We start from the raw sequence: 26,861 nt of genomic DNA, 5'->3' as shown, positions 1-26,861 counted from the left end.
CGTCAGCCCGACCGGCTTTGCTCAAATCGTCGGGCTAAAAAATCGCCCTTGTCTGCGATAACATCCGCCTTGCCGGCGCTGTTGTCTGAAGACGGCCGGGTATCAGAACTAACTATCCGTCGTTTACGGAAGGCAAGGAGAGGTGTGAGTGAGGCAGTTGCCGAGGATCTTGTTACTGCTGGTCGCCGCGATCATCGTGATTGTCGCGCTGCTGGTCAGCGGGCTGCGTCTGGTGATGCCGCATCTCGACAGCTATCGCAATAACCTTCTGCAATTCGTCTCGGATCGCACCGGCGTGCCGGTTCACGCCAGCCAGCTGCAGGGCAAGTGGGAGAATTTTGGTCCCACCCTGCAGGTACGGGATCTCAGCGTCGATCTGCAGGAAAACGGCAAGCTGACCATCGCCCGCATCAATCTGGCGCTCGACGTCTGGCAATCCCTGCTGCACTGGCGCTGGCAATTCCGCGACCTCACTTTCTGGCAGCTGCACCTCGACAGCAACCGCCCGCTGCTGGACAGCGACAAAGAGAAGAACAGCTTCCGTCCGGCGCAGATTAATGAACTGTTCCTGCGCCAGTTTGACCACTTCGATCTGCGTGACAGCACCATTCGTTTTCGTACGCCTTCCGGGCAGCATGCCGAGCTGGCTATTCCGCGACTCACCTGGCTGAATGAGAAAACCCGCCATCGGGCAGAGGGTGAAGTCAGCCTGTCGAGCTTTACCGGCCAGCACGGCGTGGTTCAGGTGCGGCTCGATCTGAATGACAGCAACGGGCTGCTGAATGATGGCCGTATCTGGATGCAGGCCGATGACGTGGATGTGCGCCCGTGGCTGGGGCGCTGGATGCGGGATAATACCCGGCTCGAGAGCGCCCGTTTTAGCCTGGCGGCCTGGGTCAACCTGCGCGACGGCGATATTTACGCCGGTGATCTGCTGCTGCGTCGCGGCGGTGCCAGCTGGCAGGGCGAAACCGGCCAGCATACGTTGCAGGTGGACGGCCTGACGGCGCACCTGTCGCGCTTCCAGAACGGCTGGCTGGTGAATGTGCCACAAAACCGCCTCAGCACCGACGGCAATCCCTGGCCGGCTGGCCACTTCTCGCTGCTGTGGCGACCGGAAGATAAACAGATGCTGGGCGCCAATGGTCAGCCGGAAGTGCGGGTTCGCGCGACCCAGCTGGCGCTGGATCATATTGCTCCAGTCGTGCCGCTGTTTGCGCCGCTCTCGCCGGCGCTGTTTGAAAACTGGCGTACGCTGCGGCCTCAGGGCACCATTGATGGCCTGGCGCTGGACATTCCGTTACAGCAGCCTGAACAGACTCGTCTGCAGGTGAAATGGCGCGACTTCAGCTGGCAACAGTGGAAGCTTCTGCCCGGCATCAGCCATTTAAGCGGCGAAGCGCGAGGCAGCATGAATCACGGCCAGGTCAGCGTTGATATGGGCGCGGCGACCGTGCCTTATGGCGATGTTTTCCAGGCTCCGCTTGAGATTAAGCAGGTTACCGGTGCCGTAAGCTGGCAGCGCGATGAACATGGCCTGACGTTGAGTGGGGAAAACCTCGATTTGCAGGCGCGCTCGCTGTGGGCGCGGGGCGACTTTAGCTACCAGCAAAATAGTGGAGGCGAGCCGCGGCTGGATATCCTTGCCGGTATCCGGATAACCGATGCGGGCGATGCCTGGCGCTATTTCCCGGTGCCATTGATGGGCAACGGACTGACGCATTATCTGAGCGGGGCGGTGAAGGGCGGAAAAGTAGATAACGCCACGCTGCTGTTTGCCGGTAATCCGGCGCTGTTCCCATTCAAGCACAACGACGGTATGTTCCAGGTCTGGGTACCGCTGCGCCAGGCGACCTATGCCTTCCAGCCCAAATGGCCAGCGCTCAGCGATCTGGATATCGATCTTAACTTCCTGAACGACGGCTTGTGGATGAACGCCCCAAACGCGCGCCTTGGCGAGGTTGAGGCACGTAACGTCAGTGCGGTTATCCCGGACTACCTCAAAGAGAAGCTGATTATTGATGGCGACGTCAGCGGAGACGGGAAACAAATCGCCGACTACTTCCAGCAGACCCCGTTGAAAGCGTCACTCGGCGCCGCGCTGGAGCAGCTGGAAATTAAAGGCACCACCCGTGGCCACCTGAATCTCGATATCCCGCTGGATGGCCAGCAGGTCCATGCCAGCGGTAACGTGGTCATGAACAATAATTCGCTGTTTATCAAGCCGCTAAAAACCACGCTCACCAATCTCACCGGTCGTTTTCGTTACAACAACGGCAATCTGGAAAGTGAAGAGATGCAGGCGTTGTGGTTCGGACAGCCGCTGGGTGTCAGTTTCAGCACCAAAGAGAACCCGGATGATTTTGGCGTTAAGGTGAAACTGCTGGGTGACTGGCAACCGGCTAAAATCAGCCAGCTTCCTGCCGCCGTTAGCCGCCAGCTCGCCGGGCATCTGCCGTGGCAGGGCGACGTGGATATCACGCTGCCGCATCGGGGCGGGGCGCGGTATGAGGTAGAGCTAAAAGGCGATGCCAAAGAAGTGAGCAGTCGCTTACCTTCACCGCTGGATAAAAAGGCCGGTGAAGCGATGCCGGTGAATATCAAAGCCAGTGGCGACCTTCAGCATTTCGATCTCAGTGGCAGCGTGGCTGCGCGCCATCGGTTTAACAGCCGCTGGCTGCTCGAGCCGACCTTACGCGTCGATCGCGGCATCTGGCTGAATGACGCAGCGAAAACCCCAGCGCTTCCCGATCATGCCGGCATGGTGCTGAATCTGCCGCCGCTGGATGGCGAAGCCTGGGTGGCGATGATGGCTGGCGCAAATGGTGCTGCCGGCGGCAGCGGCGGAGAGCGTCAGCTGGGCGGCGTGACGCTGCCGGGCAACCTCACACTGCGCAGTCCGGCGGTCACGCTGGCGGGGCAGCAGTGGCATGCGGTAGACGCGACGCTGGCAGAAACGGCCGGTGGCAACGCGCAGGTCAGCATTAACGCTGAGGAAATACGCGGTAAGCTGGAAATAGCCGCGAAGGCGCCGTGGCAGATCGGGCTGGATTACCTCTATTACAATCCGCAATGGGATCATGACGCGCAGCAGGGCGGCAACGCCAGCGCTCAGCAAGCCAGCCAGATTAACTTCAGCGGCTGGCCAGCCTTGCAGTTGCGCTGCGCGGAGTGCTGGGTGCTGGGCCAGAAATATGGCCGGGTCGCGGCGACGCTGCAACCGAAAGGCGATACGTTAGCACTGACTAACGGCACGGTAGACACCGGCAGCTCGCAGCTGAAAATCAAGGGGGAATGGGTTAACCGTCGCGATGACCCGCGCACCTCACTGAAAGGCACGCTGAAGGGGCCGAATATCAATAACGCCACCAACTGGTTTGGCGTGAATACCCCGCTGCGCGATGCGCCGTTCAATATCGATTACGATTTGCACTGGCGCGCAGCACCGTGGCAGCCATCAGCCGAAACCCTGAGCGGCACCCTGAAAACGCACTTTGGCAAAGGCCAGATTGCCGATGTGAACACCGGGACCGCTGGACAAATTCTGCGTCTGTTCAGCTTTGATGCACTGCTGCGCAAGCTGCGCTTCGATTTTAGTGACACCTTTAATGATGGCTTCTATTTTGATTCGATTAACGGTACCGCCTGGATCGAAAATGGCGTAATGCGCACCGATAACCTGCAGGTCGATGGACTGGAAGCGGACATCGCGATGCAGGGCAATATGGACCTGGTTAAACGTCGAATCGATATGGAAGCGGTCATCACCCCGGAAATCTCTGCCTCGGTCGGCGTCGCGGCGGCGTTCGTGGTCAATCCGGTGATTGGCGCGGCGGTGTTCGCCGCCAGTAAAGTATTGGGACCGGTGTGGAACCGGATTTCGCTGCTGCGTTATCACATCAGCGGCCCGCTGGATAAACCGGAAATCAATGAAGTGCTGCGTAAACCGCGTGAAACTGACAACAAGTGAATTTGACGCGGTACCGGAATTACCGCAGGCTATGATTATCCGAGCACATAATGAGTGAGAAACGATGACTCTGAACCTGGTAAGTGAGCAGTTACTGACTGCTAACGGCATTAATCAGCAGGACCTTTTTTCCCTGTTAGGGCAGCTTTCAGAACGTCGTCTGGATTATGCCGATCTCTATTTTCAGTCCAGTTTCCACGAATCCTGGGTGCTGGAAGACAAAATTATTAAAGATGGCTCTTACCATATTGACCAGGGCGTCGGCGTGCGCGCCGTCAGCGGTGAGAAAACCGGCTTCGCCTATGCCGATCAGATCACCCTGAATGCGCTGCGCCTCTCATCGGAAGCGGCGCGCAGCATCGTACGTGAACAGGGCAACGGTAAGGCGCATACCCTTTCCGCAGTGATGAACCGCTCGCTCTATTCCCCGGTTGATCCGCTTAGCAGCCTGACGCGTGAAGATAAAATTGCCCTGCTGCACCGTGTCGATCAGGTGGCTCGTGCTGCCGACCCGCGCGTGCAGGAGGTCAACGCCAGCCTGAGCGGTGTATACGAGCAGGTGCTGGTCGCCGCGACGGACGGCACGCTGGCGGCCGATGTGCGTCCGCTGGTGCGTCTCTCAATCAGTGTGCAGGTTGAAGATCAGGGTAAACGTGAACGCGGCTCAAGCGGCGGCGGTGCGCGTACCGGTTATGAATTTTTCCTCGCCGATGAAAACGGCGATGTGCGCGCTGACGCCTGGGCGCGTGAAGCGGTGCGGATGGCGCTGGTTAACCTCTCTGCCGTGGCGGCACCTGCCGGTACGCTGCCGGTGGTGCTGGGCGCAGGCTGGCCGGGCGTATTGCTGCATGAAGCCGTCGGACACGGACTGGAAGGCGACTTCAACCGTCGTGGCACCTCGGTATTCAGCGGCAAGATGGGTCAGCTGGTGGCATCAGAACTCTGCACCGTGGTCGATGACGGCACCCTTGAAGGGCTGCGCGGTTCACTGGCGGTCGATGATGAAGGCGTGCCGGGTCAGTACAATATGCTGATTGAGAACGGCGTACTTAAAGGCTATATGCAGGATAAACTCAATGCGCGCCTGATGGGCGTCAGTCCTACCGGTAACGGTCGTCGTGAATCTTATGCCCACCTGCCGATGCCGCGCATGACCAACACCTACATGCTGGCCGGTAAGTCGACGCCGCAGGAGATCATTGAAAGCGTGGAATATGGCCTGTATGCGCCCAACTTTGGTGGCGGCCAGGTGGACATCACTTCAGGCAAATTTGTCTTCTCAACCTCAGAAGCCTATCTGATTGAGAACGGCAAAATCACCAAACCGGTGAAAGGGGCGACGCTGATTGGTTCCGGCATTGAAGCGATGCAGCAGATCTCAATGGTAGGGAATGATCTGGCGCTGGATAAAGGCGTTGGCGTTTGCGGCAAGGAAGGCCAGAGCGTGCCGGTTGGCGTCGGTCAGCCTACTCTGAAGCTGGATAAACTGACGATTGGCGGCACCGCCTGATAGTCTGTTAACAACCCGCCGCCAGGCGGGTTGTTAGCTTTTACGCTGCTGTTGATACTGTTCCGCCACCTGCTGGAAATAGCCGGTCAGATAGTCGATACAGACCTGCACCTTAAGCGGCAGCTTATCCTTTTCGGTATAAAGCGCATAGACCGGACGGGGCTCGGATTGATACTGCGGAAACAGAATATCGATCTCACCGGCGTTGATCTCATCAATCACCCACATCATCGGCACATAAGCGATGCCGTTACCCGCCTTCAGCCAGCGAATCAGGGTCAGGGAATCATTGGTGACAAAGCGCCCCTGCGGTGCCAGTCGCGTTACCAGACCTTCTGGCGCAATCAGCTCAAAGTTATTATCGGGACGTACGCTGTATTCCAGCCAGGCGAAATTATCGATATCTCCCGGTTTTTCCGGCGTGCCGTGCTGTGCCAGATAACTTTTGGCTGCGCACACCACCATCGGCATCGCCCCAAGGCGACGCGAAAACAAGCTGGAATCTTTTAACGCCCCGACCCGAATCACCAGATCCAGTCCATCGGCGATCAGGTCCGGGGCCGGAATGCCGGTGACCAGATTAACGCTCAGTCCCGGATACTCACGCAGCATATCGCTGGTCATGCCGGCCAGCACGTTCTGCGCCATGGTCGAAGAGCTGCCAATACGCAGCACGCCAATCGGGGTGTTGTTAAAGGCATAAAGCTGTTCGTGCACCTGAGTGGCTTCGGCCAGCATGCGACGACAGCCCTGATAATAAATTTTGCCCGCTTCGGTCAGTCCGATGCTGCGGGTGCTGCGATTAAGCAGTTTGACCTGTAGCTCATCTTCCAGTTTTGCCACGATCTGGCTGATGGATGAGACGCTCAGATGAAGCTGGCGCGCGGCAGCGGTAAATGAACCCAGTTCAACCACTTTGGCGAAAATGGACATGCCCTTCAGTCGTTCCATTATTTACTCTGGCTTAAAAGTGATTTAGATCACATTCTGTAGAAAACTTATAGTCAGGCGCGTTACTATAAGCGCGCCGGGGTATCTCCCGGTGATTCTTCATTGCCTGATGCCCTTCGATGATACGCTATTATTAAGCCAGCTGGGGTTCGGATAGAGCAGCCAGTGGGTTTTCCTGCGACATCTGACGAGGCAAAGGAGTCTCCCGGCAAGGTCGAACTAAGGATTTCTGATGAGTGTGCTTCCGGTATTTGTCATGTTTGGGCTCTCTTTTCCGCCCGTTTTCATCGAATTAATTATCTCGCTAATGCTGTTCTGGTTAGTGAAACGCGTGCTGACGCCGAGCGGTATTTATGATCTTGTCTGGCATCCGGCACTTTTTAATACAGCGCTTTACTGCTGTGTGTTTTACCTTGTATCCCGTTTATTTGTCTGAGGTTTAAGTGAAAGCACTCATAAGAAAAATCGCGCGTTACGCGATTACGATCCTGCTGGTCATCATTGCTGTGGTGATTATTTTCCGTGCCTGGGTGTTTTATACCGAATCGCCCTGGACCCGTGACGCAAAATTCGCTGCCGACGTCGTCGCTATCTCACCCGATGTCACCGGTCTGATTACCGATGTTCCGATTCACGATAATCAGCTGGTGAAGAAGGGCGATACCCTGTTTGTGGTCGATCGGCCGCGCTACCAGAAAGCGCTGGATCAGGCACAGGCAGACGTCGAATATTATCAGGCGCTGGTCAGCGAGAAACGCCGTGAAGCGGGACGTCGTAACCAGCTGGGCACCTCCGCCATGTCACGCGAAGCGATCGACCAGGCGAACAACGATCTGCAAACCAGCGAACATCAGCTGGCGAAATCGGTGGCGACCCGCGATCTGGCGAAGATCGATCTGGAACGCACCACCGTGAAAGCGCCGTCCGATGGCTGGGTGACCAACCTGAATGTCTACGAAGGGGAGTTCATCACCCGCGGCTCGGTGGCGGTGGCGCTGGTTCAGCAGCACTCCTTCTACGTGCTGGCCTACCTGGAAGAGACCAAACTACACGGCGTTGAACGGGGTTTCCGCGCGGAAGTGACGCCGCTGGGCAGTAATGTAGTGCTGCGCGGTACGGTGGACAGCGTGGCTGCCGGCGTTACCAACAGCAGCAGTTCGGTCGACAGCAAAGGGATGGCAACCATCGACTCTAATCTGGAGTGGGTCCGTCTGGCGCAGCGTGTGCCGGTGCGTATTCGTCTTGATCAACAGCCAGGCAACCGCTTCCCGGCAGGCACCACGGCAACGGTGGTGATCACCGGCCAGGCCGATCGCCAGCCGGAACAGGTTTCGCCGATGACCCGACTGTTCAATCGCCTGCGTGAGTTTGGTTAAGAGGGCGATATGATCGAGTTTTTGCGTTTCCCGGTGAAGCTGACCTTCGCGCTGGTTGCAGCGCTGATGATTGGCTTTCACCTTAATCTTGAAACGCCTCGCTGGGCGGTGATGACCGCGGGCATTGTGGCCGGCGGTACCGCCTTCGCCGCCGGTGGCGATCCCTATTCAGGCGCACTGCGTTATCGCGGCATTCTGCGTATTATCGGCACCTTCATCGGCTGTATCGCCGCGCTGACCATCATGATTGCCACGGTGCGTGCGCCGGTGGTGATGCTGCTACTGTGCTGTATCTGGGCCGGGCTTTGCGTCTGGCTCTCTTCGCTGATTAAAGTTGAAAACTCCTACGCGCTCGGGCTGGCGGGCTACACCGCGCTGATTATTGTGGTCACCGCGGACGCCAGTGGTGGCCTGACGCTGGCACCGCAGTACGCGGTAGAGCGTTGCAGTGAAATCGTGCTCGGGATTCTGTGCGCCATTCTGGCGGATATGATCTTCTCGCCGCGCTCGATTAAAAAAGTGATCGACGCTGAAGTGGATTCCCTGCTGGTGGCGCATTATCAGCTGCTGCAGCTGTGCGTGGCGCACGGCGATAAAGAGGAAGTTGATAAAGCCTGGAGCGCGCTGGTGCGGCGTACCACGGCGTTAAACAGTATGCGCAGCCAGCTGATGATGGAATCTTCGCGCTGGCAGAACAGCAACCGTCGTTTGCAGATGCTCAACACCCTCTCTCTGACCCTGATTACTCAGGCGGCAGAAACCTTTCTGATCCAGAATTCACGACCTGACTACATTCCGCCGCAGTACCGTTTGCTGGTTGAAAAAGAGGCGACAACCGCTGATGAGGTTCATAAGCGGATGAAGGTGATGCGACGGGTGATTGGCGCCAGCGGCAAAACCACGCCGGTTACGCTGGTGAGCTGGGTCGGTGCGGCGACCGAATATCTGTTGCTGCGCAACGGCATTAAAAGTAACAGCCGTATCACCCCGCTGGAGGAGGAGATCCTGCAGCGCGAGGTGCTGATTCAGGCGCGATCGGCTGAGACCCATCATGCGATGATCAACGGCATCCGCACCTTTGTGGCCACCGCGCTGGGGTCGCTGTTCTGGTTGTATACCGGCTGGACGTCCGGCAGCGGCTGCATGGTGATGCTGGCAGTGATTACCGCCCTGGCGATGCGCATGCCGAATCCGCTGATGATGGCGAAAGATTTCCTCTACGGCATGACGGTGGCGGTGCCGCTCGGCGCGCTCTACTTTATCTATGTGCTGCCCAACACCCAGCAGAGCGCGCTGCTGCTCTGTATTGCTATCGGCCTGCTGGGCTTTATTGGCGGGATCTTCATTCAGCGACGACAGCTGGGCACCCTGGGGGCGTTAATCGGCACCATTAACGTGCTGGTGCTGGATAATCCGATGAAGTTCGAATTTAACGTCTTTCTCGACAACGTGCTCGGCCAGGTGATTGGCTGCTTCGTGGCAATGATGGTGATCCTGCTGATCCGCGATAAATCTAAAGCGCGTACCGGCCGTAAACTGCTTAACCGCTTTATGTATGCCGCGGTGTCGGCAATGACCACCAATCAGGCGCGCCGCCGTGAAAACCATCTGCCGGCGCTCTACCAGCAACTGTTTCTGCTGCTGAATCTGTTCCCTGGCGATATCGACAAATACCGTATCGCGCTGACGCTGATCATTGGACATCAGCGGTTACGCAATGCGGAAATACCGGTGAATGATGATTTGTCAGCCTACCACCGGCAACTGCGCTACACCGCCGATCGGGTGATCTCCGCCAGCAGCGACGACAAGCGCCGCCACTACTTTGAGCAGCTATTGCAGGAGCTGGAGGTGTATCAGGAAAAACTGCTGCACTACGATGCGCCGATTAGCGTCACCGAACCGGTAAAACGGCTGGCGACCATGCTGAACAAGTATCAGAACACCCTCATCCAAATCTGAAACCGGCCGCTGTCACCCGCAGCGGCCTGCGCAATGCCATCCCGTCACAAAACCTGTCGCTTTTGCCAACTATACTCTTCGGACGGAAGGGTAAAATGACAGGAGCGAATCAATGACATCACTGCAATCAAGCGAACTATTCCAGACTGGCTATTTAGCCGATGGTCAATGGCATCGCACCTCCACCACGTTTGACGTCACCAATCCCGCCACCGGCGAGGTGATCGCGCAGGTCGCTAAAGCGGGCAAAGCAGAAACCGAACAGGCGATAGCCGCCGCCGAGCGGGCCTTCCCCGCCTGGCGTGCCCGGACGGCCAAAGCGCGCGCTGAAATCCTTTATCGCTGGTATCAGCTGATGATTGAAAACAAACGCTGGCTGGGCCAGCTGATGACTGCCGAGCAGGGTAAACCGCTGAAAGAGGCGGAAGGCGAAGTCGAGTATGCCGCCAGCTTTATCCAGTGGTTTGCCGAACAGGCAAAACGCGCCAACGGCGAAATTATTCCACCAGCCAAACCGGGTTCCCGCATTCTGGCAACGCGTGAACCGATTGGCGTCGTCGCCGCCATCACGCCGTGGAATTTCCCGATGGCGATGCTGACCCGCAAACTGGGGCCGGCGCTGGCCGCTGGCTGTACCGGCATCATTAAACCGGCGAACAACACGCCACTCTCGGCCTTCGCGCTGCTGGCGCTGGCGAAACAGGCGGGCGTGCCGGATGGCGTGCTCAACGCGGTGGCAGGTGATACGCATGCCATCAGTGACGCCATCATGGCCAGCAAAGCGGTGCGTAAAATCTCGTTCACCGGCTCGACAGAGGTCGGCAAGCTGCTGATGCGCAATGCGGCAGAAACCATGAAAAAGGTCTCAATGGAGCTGGGCGGTAATGCGCCTTATATCGTATTCGAGGATGCGGATATCGATGCGGCGGTGCAGGGGGCTATCGCCAACAAATTCCGTAATGCAGGCCAGGTCTGCGTCAGCGTTAACCGCTTCTACATTCATAACGCCATCTATGACCGTTTTACCCGCCAGCTGGCAGAGGAAGTGAACAAGCTGAAAGTGGGCAACGGCATGGAGGAAGGGGTGATTGTCGGGCCGCTGATTGAAGCCTCTGCGCTGGAAAAAGTGGAGCAGCACGTGAAGGACGCGGTCGCCAAAGGCGGCAAACTGCTGGCCGGCGGTGAACGCCACGCGCTGGGCGGCAATTTCTGGCAACCGACGGTCATTACCGAGGCGCACGAAGGGATGCAGCTGGCGCAGGAAGAGACTTTTGGTCCGGTCGCGGCCTGCTTTCGTTTCGATGACGAAGATGAGGTGATTCGCCGTGCCAACGATACGCCGTTCGGTCTGGCCGCCTACTTCTACACCCAGAACCTGCAGCGGGTATTCCGCGTCTCTGCCGCGCTGGAAAGCGGCATGATCGGCATTAACGAATGCGCGGTATCGACCGAACTGGCGCCGTTTGGTGGCGTGAAAGAGTCTGGCCTGGGCCGCGAAGGTTCAGTGCTGGGCATGGAAGAGTATCTGGAGGTCAAAGCGCTGCACCTCGGCGGTTTGGGCTAGCGGATATGAACGGGCGGCGCGGGTCGCCCGCAGACGGAGCATGGGAGCCGTCAGCATGAAAACCGAGCGTTTTGATTTCAATGAGATCGTCGATCAGGCCCACTTCTTTCGCCAGTTCAGCGAGCGTTTTTCGCTGGAGGAGCGGCGGATCTGCGACCTGGATGGATTATGGGATGTGGTCACCGGCGAATCATTGCCGATGCCGCTGGAAATAGAGTTTGTGAACCTGGGGAAAGGGCAGCGACGACGTTATGGCGCGCTGATTCTGCTGTTTGATGAAGCGGAAGAGGAGCTGGAAGGCCAGCTGCATTTTAACGTCAGATGAAAAAGGGCCCCGGCGAGCGGGGCCAAAGGGTTCGTCATGAATCTGACGAGGAATTATTTATACAGCTGAGCGGTGAAGTGATAGTTATCACCGGTGCGCGCTTCAATCACTTTATAAGCGCTGGCACCCTGTTCATCGGCTTTCTGAGACAGCTCAGCGCGATAATCCATCGGGGCTCCCGCTGTACCGCTGATGGTTACGGTGCCCGCAGGCTGCAGAGTCTGCGCTTGCTCGCCGGTTACCAGCTGGGCGGCAGATGCGCCGAACGCCATAACGGAAAGCAGGCTGACTGTAGCGATGGTTGTTTTGATTTTCATTTTTCGTCTCCTCAATACGTTCAACAACCTGCGGTGAAAAGAAGAAGCGGGTCGTCGACTCTGTTCTCTCAGGCGCCTTTCACGGCGTCATAACGGTTAATTATTTATACAGCTCAGCGGTGACGTGATAGGTGTCATCCTGGTTGTTTTCGATGATGCGATAGTGGCTGGCGCCCTGCGCATCCGCTTTCTCTGACAGAACCTGACGGATATTGGTCTGATCGCCGTCACGACCGCTGACGCTGATAGTCTGATTCATCGGCTGCAGATTCTGGCTCTGTGCCTGCTGGTTAGAAACCAGGCTGGCTGCGCTGGCTCCCACTGAGAACAGCGAAGCCAGACCGAGTACGGCAATAGCGAATGTGGTTTTCATGGTCAACTCTCCTGAACTGTGTTGCCGTTTCCCACCGAGGCGCATAACCGCGCATCAAAAAGTGGGCTACTGGCGATATGGGGTTGGGCTGAACTTAGTTGTACAGACGGGCGGTAGCGTGATAGTTACCGTTGTTGTACGCCTCAATCACGCGGTAGGCTTTTGCACCCTGCTGATCGGCTTTTTCGCTCAACTGCTGATTAATTTCCATCGGTGAGCCCGCAACGCCGCTGACGCTAATGGTACCCGCCGGTTGCAGATCCTGAGCCTGTGCGGCTGTGACAGATTCTGCTGCTACAGCACCAAAAGAGAGGGCAGAGAGAATGCTCAGGGTGGCGATAGTCGTTTTTACGTTCATATATTTTTCCTCGTCGTCAATTTTTATCTTTTTAGTTGGTGTGATTTGCATCACGAAAAGAAGTATAGAACTAATAACGGAAGAAATTAATACTCCGCTAATAATGTTTTTTTGTGATTCTTTATCCTTATGGCTACTTTTAATAACTCAACGTTATAAAAAACGGCGGAAAAATGACCTTTTCGCCGTTTTTTATTGCGAAAACAGGGAGATAAACCAATTTATCTTTTTGTGCGAAAATCACTGGTCGATCAGACTGGTCTTTGATTTAGATCTGGGTAATGACGCCAGAGTAGTGATGTAAAGCAGTGTAAAATACCGCAAAAGGTTAAGCAGACCAAAAGGTATGACCAATATTTTCAAAGACAAAATTAGGTCGAAGTGCGGACTAACTGTTTGATTTAAAACAGGATAAGGCCGGGAGAGATGCAGGGGCGGGCAGAAAGGGCTGTTGACCGGTCGCGCGCGGCCCGATCAACAGCCTCGTTATCAGAGTTCCTGTTCAAACAGGTTAAGAATCGCCCCGTGCAGCTGCTTAACCGTAAAGTCGCGCGCGCGGGTAATAAAGATAGTGTCATCGCCAGCGATGGTGCCGAGGATGCCTTCTGATTTACCCAGCGAGTCAAGCAGGCGCGCAATCAGCTGCGCGGCGCCTGGGCTGGTATGAATCACGACCAGCGCATCGTTGTAATCGATGTCGAGCACCAGATTTTTTAACGGGCTGGTGGTAGTCGGCACGCCAAGCTCGGCGGGCAAGCAGTAAACCATCTCCATCTTGGCATTACGGGTGCGTACCGCGCCAAACTTGGTCAGCATACGAGAAACTTTTGACTGGTTAATGTTCTCGAAGCCTTCATCCTGGAGCGCCTGAACGATTTCGCCCTGGGAACTGAATTTTTCTTCTTTTAATAAGGCTTTGAAAGCCTTGATCAGATCGTCTTGTTTCGATGGGTTTCGCATAGGTTACCAATAAATAGAGGGAATAACCGCACATCCGCCCGCGGCAGAGTGGTGATTATGCATTTAAATGCATTTTTATGCAATCGGTTGATTGATGAGCAGGGTTCGGGCGGCTAGCGGGCGGCGATAATAGCAAAGAAATCGTCCCAGACCAAAACCCCTGTCACAGCGCCGAAAGGCGAAGGTTGCAAAGTTGTTATATTATTGGTGGTGTAGTAACAGAAAACGCACGTAGCCGTTCTCTGTCTGCCGACGGCAAAGTTGTCGGTCATTCAGGTATTAAGATGATAAGTAACTTATGAATCCGGCGATCGCGTGTGAAAACACGTAGAATTAACAACGGATACGCGTCATCACCTGAGCAGTTGATTAAGGTCTGACACAGATGGAATTCCGGCTCTTCTCTGCCCCACCTTAATAAGGAGTTAAGAATGAAAGTTGCCGTACTCGGTGCCGCTGGCGGCATAGGCCAGGCGCTCGCACTTCTACTCAAAACCCAGCTTCCCGCAGGTTCAGAACTTTCACTGTATGACATCGCGCCGGTGACACCGGGCGTTGCCGTCGATCTCAGCCATATTCCGACTGCGGTGGCGATCAAGGGATTTAGTGGAGAAGACGCCACGCCAGCATTGCAGGGTGCCGATGTGGTACTGATTTCTGCCGGTGTGGCACGCAAACCCGGTATGGACCGCGCCGACCTGTTCAACGTTAACGCCGGCATTGTGCGTAACCTGATTGACCAGGTGGCGACCACCGCGCCCAAAGCGTTAATCGGTGTGATCACCAATCCGGTCAATACTACGGTGGCGATTGCGGCTGAAGTCCTGAAAAAACACGGCGTCTATGACAAAAATCGTCTGTTCGGCGTCACCACGCTGGATATTATTCGTGCCAATACCTTTGTCGCGGCGCTGAAAGGCAAACAGCCTGGCGAGATTGAGGTGCCGGTTATCGGCGGTCATTCCGGCGTGACCATCCTGCCGCTGTTGTCGCAGGTTTCAGGCGTCAGCTTTAGCGAGCAGGAAGTAGCTGACCTCACCAAACGCATCCAGAATGCCGGAACCGAAGTGGTTGAGGCCAAAGCCGGTGGCGGTTCTGCGACGCTGTCGATGGGGCAGGCTGCGGCTCGCTTCGGCTTGTCGCTGGTGCGGGCGCTTAACGGCGAGGCTAACGTGGTGGAGTGTGCTTACGTAGAAGGGGACGGCGAATATGCGCGTTTCTTTTCACAGCCGCTGCTGCTGGGTAAAAACGGCATTGCCGAACGCAAGCCGATTGGCACCCTGAGCGCTTTCGAACAGCAGGCGCTGAACGGCATGCTGGAAACGCTGAAGAAAGATATCGAGCAGGGCGAAGCGTTTGTGAAGCAGTAATCGCCGCCTGAATCCAACAACGCCCGGCTTAGCCGGGCGTTGTCGTTTACAGGCCGCCTGATTTATAGGCGCGTGCGGCCGGTGTCCCGTTGCTGGCCGGCAGTTTCTTGCCCAGCGTTTCCATTCGCATCTGGAAAGGCGGGAACGGCATCTCGATGCCGTGCTGCTCAAATCCGCTCAGAATCAGCTGATGCAGTTCGTGACGCAGCGGCATGCGATGTCCCATCTCGGCTGCATGCACACGCAGTTCGAACAGCTGGATCCCCTGCTGTAAATCGACCAGGAACACTTCCGGCGGCGGCGAATCCAGCACATAACTGCAACGTTCAGCCGCCTGCTTCAGGATGGTGGTCACCTCTTCACTGCTCACCTTCGCCGGTGCCGGGATAGTCAGCACCACGCGCGTCACCGAATCTGACAGCGACCAGTTAACAAACTGCTCGGTGATAAAGGCCTTATTCGGCACAATTATCTCTTTGCGGTCCCAGTCGGTAATGGTGGTGGCGCGCGTATTGATGCGGGTAATGCTGCCAGTCAGATCGCGAATGGTAACGGTATCGCCGATACGAATCGGTTTCTCAAACAGGATGATCAGACCCGAAATAAAGTTGGCGAAAATTTCCTGCAAACCAAAACCCAGTCCGACACCCAGCGCGGCGACCAGCCACTGCAACTTCGACCACTCAATACCAATCAGCGAGAAGCCAATCAGTCCGCCAATCAGCAACAGCAGATATTTGGTCAGGGTAGTGATGGCGTAGCCGGTACCGGGCGTCAGGTTAAGGTGCTGCAACAGCGCCAGCTCCAGCAGCGCTGGCATATTACGCACCAGTTGGGTGGTGATAATAAACACCAGAATGGCGATCAGCACCGAGCCCAGCGTAATCGGCTGGATAGACTCCACGCCCTGCACCGAGGTGCTGACATCCCACAGCTGAATATTCTCCAGGAAGCCGAACGCGGAGTGGATCTCCGACCACAGTACGATCACCGACACCAGCGCAATCAGCGTCAGGATTGAGCGCACCAGCCGCAGGGACTGAGCACTGATGGCATCCAGATCGATCACCGGCTCTTCGATTTCAATCGCGTCGGTATTCTGTGCGCCTTGCTCTTTCTCTTCTTCACTGCGCGCACGGTTAGCCAGCATGTCAGCACGACGCTGACGGGCGCGATCAAAGCCGAGACGACGCCGCTGAATCAGCATCCAGCGGCGGATGATGTGATAGATCACCAGTAGCAGGAACCAGATAGCTACCGAAGTTTCCAGCCTTGCCAGCAACGCCTGCGCCGTCGCCAGATAACCGATCGCCGAGGCGAGGGCCGCCATCAGCGGCATGGCGATCATCAGGTTCCACAACATGCGGTTGACCATGTTGTCGCCGTTGCCCTCTTTATCCAGATAGAGCGGAATACCGGCGCGTTTCAGGCTGACGGTAACGATGCTGATCGCACCGCAGATCAGGATGAAGCAGAGACGTCCCAGTGACGAGGAGAACTGGCGATCTTCCAGATTGCTGAAGGCGATTAACAGCATGATCAGCGGCACAATCAGCCCGATACTCAGGGAGTAATAGCGCATGGCACGCGCCACGCGGTTTTGCGGCCAGCGGAAATGAACGATAAACAGTCCGTTCGGGCGGGCAAAGGCGGCGCTGATCATAAAGGCCCACAGCAGTGGCAGCGTCGCGGTAATCCCGTCACCAATGGCGACCGCAATCGGGTAGGGCCAGGCGTTCTGCAGTCCATAACCCAGCGTCCCCCACAGTACCGGCAGCGGCAGCGCCACCAGAATCGACCAGAAAACGGTACGGATAGTGAGCCGGAAGCGATCCTGCGTTACTTTGCCGACTTTACTGGCGGAGCGCTCAAGGAAGGCATTGAAGTGACGCCGTGAGCTGATACTAAAGCCGACCAGCAGCAGGGCGCCAATGATCGGCAGTACGGTGCTGCGGCTGGTGAACATCATGGCCATCGCTTTGCCGAGCTGGCCCAGCGTATCCAGCGACAGCAGACGCGACAGATCCTTAGCCAGATCGAGCGGGTAACTCAGGCCGATCGGGCTAACGTCGGCGGTCCAGAACAGATAACGGTGGGTGGCATCTTTCACTTCGGTCAGCGCATCCTGCAGCTGTGTATTGCCGACCTTCAGCTTGGTGATCTCCAGGATCAAGGTATCGCAACCGGAGATCAGCGAATTAAGCAGTTCGCGCTGGGTGCGAAGCTGGGCATCAAGGATGCGCTTCTGTTCGCTGGTGTAGGGCTGACCATCGGCCTGGTGACCCTTTCGTAGCGCCTCCTGGCGCTCCAGCAGATCTTCATAAGAGAGACGCTGAACCCGCAGCTGGGCCATCTCATTATCAATCTGCTGCGACTTTGGCATTTCCGGCAGGCGCGCCACCTGGGCCCGCAGCGCTTCGCCCAGCAGATTGGACGCGCCCAGCCACTGTGACTGTTCGCGCAGGGTAGAGAGCGCCTGACGCACCTGAATAATTTGATTGGTCGCCAGTCGCTGCTGCGACGCCACCAGATCCATCCGCTGCGCCTGCTGATTCAGGGCGACGGAGAGATCGCGGTTAATGCGGAATTGATCGCTGATTGCTGGTGGCAAATCACCACTGTTTTCGGCCAGCTGTTCGGTACGCGCCAGCGCCAGTTCGGCTTCACGCTGACGTTGATCGTTGAGCTGATTGCGCAGTGCCTGCAGATAGTTATCCAGCTGGGCAGCCTTACGCTGGTGCACTTCGGCCCGCATCCGCGCCAGTTCCTGACGGTTGTTGGCGGAGAGCTGCGCCAGCTCCAGCTCATCGACCCGGGCTTTATTGGCGGCATTTTCCGCCTGACGCGCCGCCAGTTGCAGCTGGCCCTGCGGCGAGGCGCTGTTGCTGGCCCCCTGCAAACGACGCTCACTTTCGGTCATGGCACGGCGCGCTTCGGTCTGCTGCTGCGGTAACTGCGACAGGGAGTCGCTGATCTCGCGTGCCCGATCCTGCTCCTGCTGCGCCTGGCGACCCTCTTCCAGCAGTTGACTGCTGACCTGCAGAATTTCCTGGTCCAGTTCGGCGCTGCTCATGTTGCTGCGCACGGTTTTCGCGCTGTCGCCCATCGTGGCGATCTGCTGGCGTAACTCGCGTGCCAGCCGCGGAAAATCGTCGATAACCTGCTGGTATTGCGCGGCGCGCTCCAGCGAGTCATCACGTTCAGAGAGGAAGTTTAACGCCGCTTCAATCGACTGGATTTGTTCCGCCTGGGCCGGTGAGCTTTTGGCGGCTTTGGTCTCTTCCAGTTGCTGTTTAAGCTGGCTGGCGTCAGGCAGGCTGGCCGCAAAGGCCGGGCTGCTGAGCCACAGGCTCAGCAGCAGGAGGAGAATCGAACGCACAGGAGATACTCAACTTAGTCGACGATAACGTCGGAAACGTCTGTTGCTACCGGCAGGGCAATCGCCAGCGGTTGGCCCAGACGGGTTTTGCTCTCAGCTTCGAGGCTTTCAGCCAGTTTAACCCGGCCAGGTGCGAACAGGTTGATGACGGTCGAGCCCAGCTTGAAGCGGCCCATTTCCTGGCCTTTCAGCAGCACCACCGCTCCTTCATCATCCGCTGCCGGATAATGCCAGCGCTTAATCACCCCTTCACGCGGCGGCGTAATGGTACCGGCCCATACCGTCTCGATGCTGCCGACAATGGTGGCTCCGACCAGAATCTGCACCATCGGTCCGATATCGGTTTCGAAATAGCAGATAACGCGCTCATTACGGGCAAACAGGTTAGGAATGTTGCGCGCGGTCAGCGGGTTGACCGAGTAGAGATCGCCGGGTACGTAAATCATCTCACGCAGGATGCCGTTGCACGGCATATGCACCCGGTGATAGTCGCGCGGCGCCAGATAGGTCGTGACGAATTCGCCGTCGACAAAGCGGGCGGCCATCTGCTCATTGCCGGCCAGCAGGGCTTCAAGCGTGTAGTGATGACCTTTCGCCTGGAAAATCTGGTCGCCATCAATGTGGCCGAGTTGGCTGATTGCGCCATCAGCGGGCAGGGCGATCAGGTTGGCGTCAGCATCCACCGGACGCGCATCGTCTTTTAACGGACGGACGAAGAAGTCGTTAAAGGTGCGATAGCTGGCGGTGTCTGGCTTACGCGCTTCCGCCATGTCGACTTTGTAAAACCAGACAAAGATGTCAATGACCAGTTTGGTCAACCAACCACCGCGGCGACTGGCGCCCCAACCGGCGAGTTCAGTCAGCCATTTCTTCGGGAGAATATGATTCAAGCCGAGTTTCAAACGATCAAACACCTTAGCCTCCTGGCTATTTTCATGACGTTGATAAAAAAGGGAGCGGATTGTAGCAGCGCCCCGGTCAGATGGCGACTATAGCCGATTTATGGCGCGCGGCGAATCGTCGGCCACAGGCCGATCCGCGCGTGGCACTGTAGCCCGGCGACACCTTGCTGTGGGTCGCACCGCGCGGCGGATGAAATCTGAACTCAGGACGCGGTTATACCGGTTAACTCTCGCCGTCAGGGAAATTTTTACGCGTTTTTACCTGCGCCATGCTTTCCAGAATGCGGTGATAGTTATCGAAACGGGAAACGTTGATTTTTCCCTGATCTACCGCTTCACGGATCGCACAGCCGGGATCGCTGCCGTGCTTACAGTCACGGAATTTGCAATCGCCGAGGTAGGCCCGAAATTCGACAAATCCACGGGTGATTTGTTCCGGTTCAAGGTGCCATAAACCGAACTCCCGCACCCCAGGCGAATCGATCACGTCGCCGCCGTGCGGGAAGTGATACAAGCGCGAGGCGGTGGTGGTGTGCTGGCCCAGTCCGGAGCCATCCGACACTTCATTGGTCAGAATGGCGACCTGCTCCTCTTTATCGAGGCCGAGCAGGGCATTTAGCAGGCTGGATTTGCCGACGCCCGACTGGCCGGCGAAGATGCTGACGCGGTCAGTTAACGCCGCTTCCAGCTCATCAAGGCCGTTTTTCGCCCGGCTGGACACCATCACCACCCGATAACCAATCTCGCGATAAATATCCATCTGTTGATCAACAAAAGCGCGTGCCTTGTCATCCAGCAGATCGGTTTTGTTCAGCACCAGCAACGGTTCGATATCCAGCGTTTCGCTGGCGACCAGATAGCGGTCAATGATGTTAAGTGACAGTTCCGGCAGGATCGCCGACACGATAATGATCTGATCGATATTGGCGGCGATCGGTTTCACGCCGTCATAAAAATCGGGACGGGTTAACACGCTGGTGCGTTCATGCACCGCCTCGACAATGCCTTTGCCGCCGCTCAGCGCCGGACGCCACATCACGCGGTCGCCGGTTACCAGCGAGCGGATCGTGCGGCGAATATTGCAGCGGTGGGCGACGCCTGCGCTGTCCTCGACATCGGCGTGCATGCCAAAACGACTGACAACGACCCCATCTGCAGTTTCACCAAACAGATTATCATCCGCATCCGGACGCTCTCTGCGTTGGTTGAGACGGCGATCGTGGTTAGCGCTTACGCGACGTTGTTGGCCCTTCGACAGTTTATTTTTGCTCACTCACCCTCACAGCGTTAGCCAGATTTCGCCCGGCTGGGCAAAACGTCTATGATACACCTTATTCATCCTGAATGACGACTACAGCAACCGCAGGAAACAGCATGGCTACTGGAAATGAACAGAATCTGATCTGGATTGATCTTGAGATGACCGGACTGGATCCGGAGCGCGATCGCATTATTGAGATTGCTACCCTGGTAACGGACGCCAATTTAAACATCCTGGCGGAAGGCCCGGTAATGGCGGTGCACCAGTCCGATGCACAACTGGCCCTGATGGACGACTGGAATGTCCGCACCCATACCAGCAGCGGGCTGGTGGAACGGGTGAAGGCGAGCCAGATTGACGATCGGGCGGCGGAGCTGGCGACCATTGCCTTCCTGCAACAGTGGGTACCGGCCAACACCTCGCCGATTTGCGGCAACAGCATTGGCCAGGATCGGCGTTTTCTGTTCAAATATATGCCTGAACTGGAAGCCTACTTCCACTATCGCTATCTGGATGTCAGCACGCTGAAAGAGCTGGCGCGCCGCTGGAAGCCCGACATCCTGCCCGGCTTCAAAAAGAGCGGTTCGCATCAGGCGCTGGATGACATTCGCGAGTCAGTGGCGGAGCTGGCTTACTACCGCGAGCACTTTTTGCAGCTTTAATCGACAATGGGTGCGCAGGAAATCACCAGGTTGCTGATTTAATCGGCAATCGCGCTGAAAGCGCAAAATTTTGCTTTCAGAGGCTTGCAGCAGCAACGATTTCTCGTATAATGCGCACCCCGTACCGGTGAAGAATTTATTAACGGTACAAGGCGCGGGAATAGCTCAGTTGGTAGAGCACGACCTTGCCAAGGTCGGGGTCGCGAGTTCGAGTCTCGTTTCCCGCTCCAGATTTAATTAGCAGTACCCTCTTTGCGGGAATAGCTCAGTTGGTAGAGCACGACCTTGCCAAGGTCGGGGTCGCGAGTTCGAGTCTCGTTTCCCGCTCCAGATTTTTTAGCAGTGCCCTTCTATGCGGGAATAGCTCAGTTGGTAGAGCACGACCTTGCCAAGGTCGGGGTCGCGAGTTCGAGTCTCGTTTCCCGCTCCAGTTTTACGTCAGACCCTATCAAGCCAATTACCAGGTTATTAATTGTTGCGGGCCAGGATAGTTTCCAGAAGGTTATCCACAGCGCTGCACCCCATCATTTGCGCCATATACCCCGATCTGTAAAATGCTTTTGAACAGAGTTATCCACAGCTTTATCTGTTAACCGAAGCGATAGACTCATTATTAAATAAACACAACTTTTCGATAACTTGTTGATAATTAACAATATGAAAATATTTCAGATTGTTATTTACCTGCGTTATCAGCCTTATGGCAGTTGAATGACAACGGCTTTTTATTTTTATTCACAGCATGTGGAAAACGCAATTCTGCGGGCTGGCTGTACACTCATGCATCACGCGGTAACCCCTTCTCAACTGCACGAACCAGGCGCTTTTGCTGCGCGGGCTGCACGTCGATAACCACCTGTTGACGCTTATCCTGCTGCCGGGCGATGGCCCACTGAATGTGCTCATCCAGCAAATCACTCTTACCCAGCCGCTGTTCCAGCACCGAAATAATCCCGGGCGACCAGGGCGCATTACCCAGCGCCACAGCAATATTGCGCAGCCAGCGTAAATGACCGATGCGCCGAATCGCCGATCCCTCCGTAATGCGCAGAAACTTCGCTTCATCCCATTGAAACAAATCGATCAGTTCGGGCGCATGCAGGGCGGCGCGTGGCGAAAAGTCGCTTTCATCGCTGAGCTGCCCGTAACGATTCCACGGACAGATCAGCTGACAATCGTCACAGCCATAAATCCGGTTGCCCATCAGCGGACGAAATTCTTCCGGAATGGCCCCTTCCAGTTCGATGGTGAGATAGGAGATGCAGCGCCGCGCATCGACCACATAGGGTTCAACGATGGCGTTGGTCGGGCAGATGGTCATGCAGGCAACGCAGCGTCCACACTGCTCCGGCTGAGGCGTATCCACCGGCAGCGGCAGATCGATCAGCAGCTCGCCGAGGAAAAACCATGAACCCGCCTCACGATTGAGAATCAAAGAGTGTTTACCGGTCCAGCCCAGTCCCGCTTTGGCCGCCAGCGGGCGCTCAAGCAGCGGGGCGGAGTCAACAAACGGCCGGAAATTAAGCTCACCGCAATGCTGCTGGATCATTTCTCCGAGCTTTTTCAGTCGATTGCGCAATACTTTGTGGTAATCACGACCGAGGGCATAACGGCTGACATAGCCCAGTCGGGGATTTTTCAGCGTACTGGCAAAAGCCGCTTTGGCTGGCAGGTAGTTCATGCGAACGCTGATGACGCGCAGCGTACCGGGTAGCAGTTCATGCGGACGCGCCCGCATCATACCGTGGCGCGCCATCCACTCCATCTCGCCATGATATTGCTTGTCCAGCCACGCCTGAAGACGCGGCTCTTCCGCACTCAGATCGGTATCGGTGATGCCGACCTGCTGAAAGCCGAGATCCAATCCCCACTGTTTAATCTGTTGTGCGAGTTGATGAAGATCGAGAGGGTATGACATGAGTGACCAGGGTTCGAAAAAAAACAGCCGCAGTTTACCATATTCTGTCTGGCCTGCGCAGGCCGTGGCGCAACTGGAGCGTGAAGGTGCTGATGCGCTCGGCATCACCTTATATGAACTGATGCTGCGCGCCGGACAGGCAGCCTATGAACACCTTACCGCCTGCTGGCCTGACGCCCGACACTGGCTGATTCTGTGTGGTCATGGCAATAACGGCGGCGATGGCTACGTGGTGGCTCGTCTGGGGCAGGCGGCGGGCCGGCAGGTCACACTGCTGGCCTGTGACGATGAGAAACCGCTGCCCGAGGAGGCGCAACGCGCCCGGGACGCCTGGCTGGATGCGGGCGGCGAAATTCATGCCGCCGATGCCGCCTGGCCAGAGCAGGTCGGGGTGATCGTTGATGCGCTGCTGGGAACCGGCATTAATCGCGCGCCGGGCGAACCTTACCGCACCCTGATACAGCAGGCGAATGCTCATGCTGCGCCGATCCTCGCTATCGACATGCCGTCCGGACTAGTTGCCAGCACCGGCAGCGCGCCCGGCGAGGTAATACAGGCCACGCACACCCTGAGCGTGGTGGCGCTTAAGCCGGGCCAGATTACCGGTAAAGCGCGGGACTATATCGGCGAGCTGTTCTATGCCGATCTCGGCCTGCAGGCTTTTCTGGCGGCGGAAACCGCCCCGATGGCGCGCTATGATGCCAGCGCGCTCACCCAGTGGCTCAGACCGCGTAAGCCGACCTCGCACAAAGGCGATCACGGCCGCCTGCTGGTGGTGGGTGGCGATGCCGGTACCGCCGGCGCGGTTCGGATGACGGCAGAAGCGGCGTTACGCAGCGGTAGCGGGCTAGTGCGAGTACTTACTCACAAAGATAATATTATCCCGATCCTGACGGCGCGGCCGGAAATCATGGTCGATGAGCTGACCGATGAACAGCTCAGCGCGGCGCTGGAATGGGCTGATGTGATTGCGATTGGTCCGGGCCTGGGGCAGCGTGAGTGGGGCAAGCGGGCGCTGGAACGGGTCGCGGCAAGCGAAAAGCCGATGCTTTGGGATGCGGATGCACTTAACCTGCTGGCAATCAGTGCAGAGAAACGTCAGAATCGCATCATTACGCCGCATCCTGGCGAAGCAGCGCGCTTGCTCAACATCAAGACCAGTGAAGTTGAGAGTGACCGCTTACATGCAGCGCAGAGCTTAGCCCAGCGCTACGGTGGCGTGGTGGTACTGAAAGGTGCCGGAACACTGATCGCCAGCGAGCAGGGTGAAATGGCGTTTGCCGATGTAGGCAATGCTGGCATGGCCTCCGGCGGCATGGGCGATCTCCTGAGTGGGATTATCGCCTCGCTGATGGGGCAGAAACTGAGGCTGTTTGATGCGGCCTGTGCCGGCTGCGTCGCGCACGGTGCGGCAGCGGATGCGGTGGCCGCACAACGTGGCACGCGCCGTATGCTGGCAACAGATTTACTTGAGCTGCTGTGGCAATTTGTTAATCCTGAGATGAATCAAGAAGCATGAAGACCTGTGTTATTTCTTTGCCCGATGAGGCGGCTACGCTCGGTTTGGGCGCTCAACTGGCGCGTGCCTGTGGCAACGCGGCGGTCATTTATCTCTATGGCGATCTGGGGGCGGGTAAAACCACCTTCAGCCGCGGCTTTCTGCAGGCGCTGGGTCATCAGGGCAACGTAAAAAGCCCGACCTACACGCTGGTTGAGCCTTACACCCTGGGTGAGCGCTCACTTTATCATTTTGACCTCTATCGACTGGCCGACCCGGAAGAGCTGGAATTTATGGGTATCCGCGACTATTTCAGCGGTGACGCCATCTGTCTGGTCGAATGGCCACAGCAGGGCGAAGGGTTTCTGCCGCCGCCCGATCTCTCCTTAACCCTGCGCTATGTTGATGATGCGCGTGAAGCGGAGCTGGCGGCCCACACGCCGCAGGCAGAGCAGTGGATGATCTCACTCACACAACACAGGGACCCGGCATGAAGTCACGGATGAAATTAGCCCTGGCGACCCTGCTGCTGGTCTGCACGCCGCTGTTCGCGGCCACCCTGTCGGATATCAAAGTCGCCAATGGCGATAACCAGGCCACGGTGACCCTGAACTTTGCCGGGCAGCCGGTGTATGGCTTCTTCCCGCTGCGCAACCCGGATCGGGTGGTGCTGGACGTGCGCCAGAGCGGTGTGGTGCAGGGACTGCCGCTGAACTTCAGCGGAGAAAACATTGTAAAGCGCATCCGCACCAGCACGCCAAAAGATAAACAGAGCGTACGGTTGGTGTTTGAACTGACGCAGCCGGGCAAAACCCGGGCGGTAACGCAGCGTAACGGCAGCAGCTACAGCGTGGTATTTACCATTACCGGTTCACGGCCGGCGGTAACCCGTCCGGCACCGAAGCCGGATCCTGCGCCGGTCCGCGCCCCGGTTCAGAGCGCCGCCGCTAACCCGTTTAATGCCAATCCGGTTACCGCCGTCACCAGCACAGCCAGCACGGTACGTCCGGGCAGCACAGTCAGCCGCAACGACACGGTGATTGTGGCGATTGATGCCGGACACGGCGGTCAGGACCCCGGCGCTATCGGACAGCGCGGACTGAAAGAGAAGAATGTCACCATCGCTATCGCCCGTAAGCTGCGTGTGTTGCTGAACAACGATCCGATGTTTAAAGGCGTACTAACCCGTGATGGCGACTATTTTATTTCGGTGATGGGCCGTTCTGACGTGGCGCGTAAAGCCAACGCCAACGTGCTGGTTTCTATTCACGCCGATGCCGCGCCAAGCCATGCGGCGACCGGTGCGTCGGTCTGGGTGTTGTCAAACCGTCGTGCCAACAGTGAGATGGCAAACTGGCTGGAGCAGAAAGAGAAGCAGTCTGAACTACTGGGCGGCGCAGGCGATCTGCTGGCGAACAGTCAGGCGGACCCTTATCTCAGCCAGGCGGTGCTCGACCTGCAGTTTGGTCATTCACAGCGCGTCGGTTATGACATTGCCCAGCGGGTATTACAGCAATTACGCGGCGTCACCTCGCTGCATAAACGCTTACCAGAGCATGCCAGCCTTGGCGTGCTGCGTTCGCCGGATATTCCTTCGCTGTTGGTGGAAACCGGCTTTATCAGTAATTCCTCGGAGGAGCGACTGCTGGGCAGTAGCGCACACCAGGATAAGATTGCGCAGTCGATCTATAAAGGTCTGCGCACTTATTTCCTGGCGCACCCGCTGCAATCCATCCCAAAGGAGGAAAACCGGCCGCTGGACTCGTCGCCAGCGGTTAGCGTCGCCAGCAATCCGGCGACCGGCGTGACGCAGTATACCGGTGCTATTCAGCGTCATACGGTGACGCGCGGCGAGACGCTGTCGGGCATCGCCGCGAAGTACGGCGTTAGCATGGCCACCCTGCGCGAGATGAATACGCTGAAGCGAGATGTGGTGTGGGTTGGACAGCGCCTGAAAGTGCCGGCCAGCGCTGCCGCCAGCCGGACCAACCGAGCCTCCACGCGCGGCGGCATAGTCCGGCATAAAGTGGTGCGCGGCGACTCGCTGACCGGTATTGCCGCCCACTACGGCGTCAGTCCGAAAGCGATAATGCAGACCAATAATCTGAAGTCGACCAACGTGATGTTGGGGCAGAACCTTAAAATTCCTGCATCCTGAATGTTCGCCCGGCCACTGCGCCGGGCTATCAGCTAAAAGGATATCCA

Annotated in this window: 21 protein-coding genes and 3 tRNA genes; 15 read left to right on the top strand and 9 right to left on the bottom strand. The window is 57.1% G+C overall.

What is annotated here, in order from left to right; all coding sequences use genetic code 11:
• Positions 1 to 148: 148 nt before the first annotated feature.
• Complete coding sequence (gene yhdP, locus AC6I8I_RS17675) at positions 149 to 3,970, top strand: AsmA2 domain-containing protein YhdP (protein ID WP_497828158.1); 3,822 nt, start codon at positions 149 to 151, stop codon at positions 3,968 to 3,970.
• Between the two features lie 64 nt (positions 3,971 to 4,034).
• A complete protein-coding gene (tldD, locus tag AC6I8I_RS17670; protein WP_312053349.1) occupies positions 4,035 to 5,480 on the top strand; it encodes a metalloprotease TldD in 1,446 nt (481 codons plus the stop codon).
• Between the two features lie 33 nt (positions 5,481 to 5,513).
• Here tldD and aaeR read toward each other — a convergent pair whose 3' ends face one another.
• The gene (gene aaeR, locus AC6I8I_RS17665) at positions 5,514 to 6,431 is read right to left on the bottom strand and encodes an HTH-type transcriptional activator AaeR (RefSeq protein WP_031375119.1); all 918 of its coding nucleotides are present in this window, start codon (positions 6,429 to 6,431) and stop codon (positions 5,514 to 5,516) included.
• A 232-nt stretch (positions 6,432 to 6,663) separates the two neighbouring features.
• On the opposite strand from aaeR, the gene aaeX reads away from it, so the two are divergent.
• The 5 genes from aaeX (at position 6,664) to AC6I8I_RS17640 (ending at position 11,658) form a co-directional block, all read left to right on the top strand.
• Positions 6,664 to 6,867, top strand: a complete 204-nt coding sequence (gene aaeX / locus AC6I8I_RS17660) for a p-hydroxybenzoic acid efflux pump operon protein AaeX (protein WP_031375118.1) — start codon at positions 6,664 to 6,666, stop codon at positions 6,865 to 6,867.
• Positions 6,868 to 6,874: 7 nt separating this feature from the next.
• Positions 6,875 to 7,807: a p-hydroxybenzoic acid efflux pump subunit AaeA gene (gene aaeA, locus AC6I8I_RS17655; RefSeq protein WP_312053346.1), complete on the top strand. Its 933-nt coding sequence runs from the start codon at positions 6,875 to 6,877 to the stop codon at positions 7,805 to 7,807.
• Between the two features lie 9 nt (positions 7,808 to 7,816).
• Positions 7,817 to 9,769, top strand: coding sequence for a p-hydroxybenzoic acid efflux pump subunit AaeB (gene aaeB / locus AC6I8I_RS17650; RefSeq protein ID WP_312053344.1), 1,953 nt, complete (start codon positions 7,817 to 7,819; stop codon positions 9,767 to 9,769).
• Positions 9,770 to 9,881: 112 nt separating this feature from the next.
• Positions 9,882 to 11,333, top strand: a complete 1,452-nt coding sequence (locus AC6I8I_RS17645; protein WP_497828157.1) for an NAD-dependent succinate-semialdehyde dehydrogenase — start codon at positions 9,882 to 9,884, stop codon at positions 11,331 to 11,333.
• Positions 11,334 to 11,388: 55 nt separating this feature from the next.
• Positions 11,389 to 11,658, top strand: coding sequence for a barstar family protein (locus AC6I8I_RS17640; RefSeq protein ID WP_312053341.1), 270 nt, complete (start codon positions 11,389 to 11,391; stop codon positions 11,656 to 11,658).
• 53 nt (positions 11,659 to 11,711) lie between these two features.
• Here AC6I8I_RS17640 and yhcN (AC6I8I_RS17635) read toward each other — a convergent pair whose 3' ends face one another.
• The 4 genes from yhcN (AC6I8I_RS17635) to argR all read right to left on the bottom strand — a co-directional run bounded on the left by yhcN (AC6I8I_RS17635) (position 11,712) and on the right by argR (position 13,666).
• Positions 11,712 to 11,975: a peroxide/acid stress response protein YhcN gene (gene yhcN / locus AC6I8I_RS17635; protein ID WP_312053339.1), complete on the bottom strand. Its 264-nt coding sequence runs from the start codon at positions 11,973 to 11,975 to the stop codon at positions 11,712 to 11,714.
• A 100-nt stretch (positions 11,976 to 12,075) separates the two neighbouring features.
• Entirely contained in the window at positions 12,076 to 12,348 is a 273-nt protein-coding gene (locus tag AC6I8I_RS17630; RefSeq protein WP_312053337.1) for a YdgH/BhsA/McbA-like domain containing protein, read from the bottom strand.
• 94 nt (positions 12,349 to 12,442) lie between these two features.
• On the bottom strand, positions 12,443 to 12,706 hold the full coding sequence (gene yhcN / locus AC6I8I_RS17625) for a peroxide/acid stress response protein YhcN (protein WP_031375112.1): 264 nt from the start codon (positions 12,704 to 12,706) through the stop codon (positions 12,443 to 12,445).
• A 489-nt stretch (positions 12,707 to 13,195) separates the two neighbouring features.
• Positions 13,196 to 13,666 carry a transcriptional regulator ArgR gene (gene argR, locus AC6I8I_RS17620; protein ID WP_031375110.1) on the bottom strand — a complete coding sequence of 157 codons (471 nt, stop codon included), beginning with the start codon at positions 13,664 to 13,666 and terminating at the stop codon, positions 13,196 to 13,198.
• Positions 13,667 to 14,097: 431 nt separating this feature from the next.
• Here argR and mdh point away from each other — a divergent pair, with 431 nt between their 5' ends.
• Positions 14,098 to 15,036: a malate dehydrogenase gene (gene mdh / locus AC6I8I_RS17615; RefSeq protein WP_312053335.1), complete on the top strand. Its 939-nt coding sequence runs from the start codon at positions 14,098 to 14,100 to the stop codon at positions 15,034 to 15,036.
• 46 nt (positions 15,037 to 15,082) lie between these two features.
• On the opposite strand, the gene mscM is transcribed toward mdh, so the two are convergent.
• The 3 genes from mscM to rsgA all read right to left on the bottom strand — a co-directional run bounded on the left by mscM (position 15,083) and on the right by rsgA (position 20,590).
• Positions 15,083 to 18,415: a miniconductance mechanosensitive channel MscM gene (gene mscM / locus AC6I8I_RS17610; protein WP_312053333.1), complete on the bottom strand. Its 3,333-nt coding sequence runs from the start codon at positions 18,413 to 18,415 to the stop codon at positions 15,083 to 15,085.
• Between the two features lie 14 nt (positions 18,416 to 18,429).
• Positions 18,430 to 19,329: an archaetidylserine decarboxylase gene (gene asd / locus AC6I8I_RS17605; protein WP_031375108.1), complete on the bottom strand. Its 900-nt coding sequence runs from the start codon at positions 19,327 to 19,329 to the stop codon at positions 18,430 to 18,432.
• Between the two features lie 211 nt (positions 19,330 to 19,540).
• Positions 19,541 to 20,590 (bottom strand): small ribosomal subunit biogenesis GTPase RsgA, encoded by a 1,050-nt coding sequence (rsgA, locus tag AC6I8I_RS17600; protein ID WP_497828156.1) that lies wholly within the window; start codon positions 20,588 to 20,590, stop codon positions 19,541 to 19,543.
• 101 nt (positions 20,591 to 20,691) lie between these two features.
• Here rsgA and orn point away from each other — a divergent pair, with 101 nt between their 5' ends.
• From orn to AC6I8I_RS17580, 4 genes are all read left to right on the top strand, one after another.
• Positions 20,692 to 21,240, top strand: a complete 549-nt coding sequence (orn, locus tag AC6I8I_RS17595) for an oligoribonuclease (protein ID WP_312053330.1) — start codon at positions 20,692 to 20,694, stop codon at positions 21,238 to 21,240.
• Positions 21,241 to 21,394: 154 nt separating this feature from the next.
• A tRNA-Gly gene (locus AC6I8I_RS17590) sits at positions 21,395 to 21,470 on the top strand.
• A gap of 24 nt (positions 21,471 to 21,494) precedes the next feature.
• Positions 21,495 to 21,570: transfer RNA gene (locus tag AC6I8I_RS17585), tRNA-Gly, on the top strand.
• 24 nt (positions 21,571 to 21,594) lie between these two features.
• Positions 21,595 to 21,670: transfer RNA gene (locus tag AC6I8I_RS17580), tRNA-Gly, on the top strand.
• A 348-nt stretch (positions 21,671 to 22,018) separates the two neighbouring features.
• Here the strand turns inward: AC6I8I_RS17580 and queG are convergent.
• Entirely contained in the window at positions 22,019 to 23,158 is a 1,140-nt protein-coding gene (queG, locus tag AC6I8I_RS17575) for a tRNA epoxyqueuosine(34) reductase QueG (RefSeq protein WP_497828155.1), read from the bottom strand.
• Between queG and nnr the strand changes: the two genes are divergently transcribed.
• From nnr to amiB, 3 genes are read left to right on the top strand one after another with little or no spacing between them, the layout of a single operon-like run.
• On the top strand, positions 23,157 to 24,677 hold the full coding sequence (gene nnr / locus AC6I8I_RS17570) for a bifunctional ADP-dependent NAD(P)H-hydrate dehydratase/NAD(P)H-hydrate epimerase (RefSeq protein ID WP_497828154.1): 1,521 nt from the start codon (positions 23,157 to 23,159) through the stop codon (positions 24,675 to 24,677). The genes queG and nnr overlap by 2 nt on opposite strands.
• A complete protein-coding gene (gene tsaE / locus AC6I8I_RS17565; RefSeq protein WP_497828153.1) occupies positions 24,674 to 25,150 on the top strand; it encodes a tRNA (adenosine(37)-N6)-threonylcarbamoyltransferase complex ATPase subunit type 1 TsaE in 477 nt (158 codons plus the stop codon). The genes nnr and tsaE overlap by 4 nt, the downstream gene beginning before the upstream one ends.
• Positions 25,147 to 26,814, top strand: coding sequence for an N-acetylmuramoyl-L-alanine amidase AmiB (gene amiB / locus AC6I8I_RS17560; RefSeq protein ID WP_497828152.1), 1,668 nt, complete (start codon positions 25,147 to 25,149; stop codon positions 26,812 to 26,814). The genes tsaE and amiB overlap by 4 nt, the downstream gene beginning before the upstream one ends.
• Positions 26,815 to 26,861 lie beyond the last annotated feature (47 nt).

This window comes from Pantoea sp. X-Soil-YNGN-775, assembly GCF_059730575.1.
This window is presented reverse-complemented; position numbering and strand designations above follow the sequence as displayed.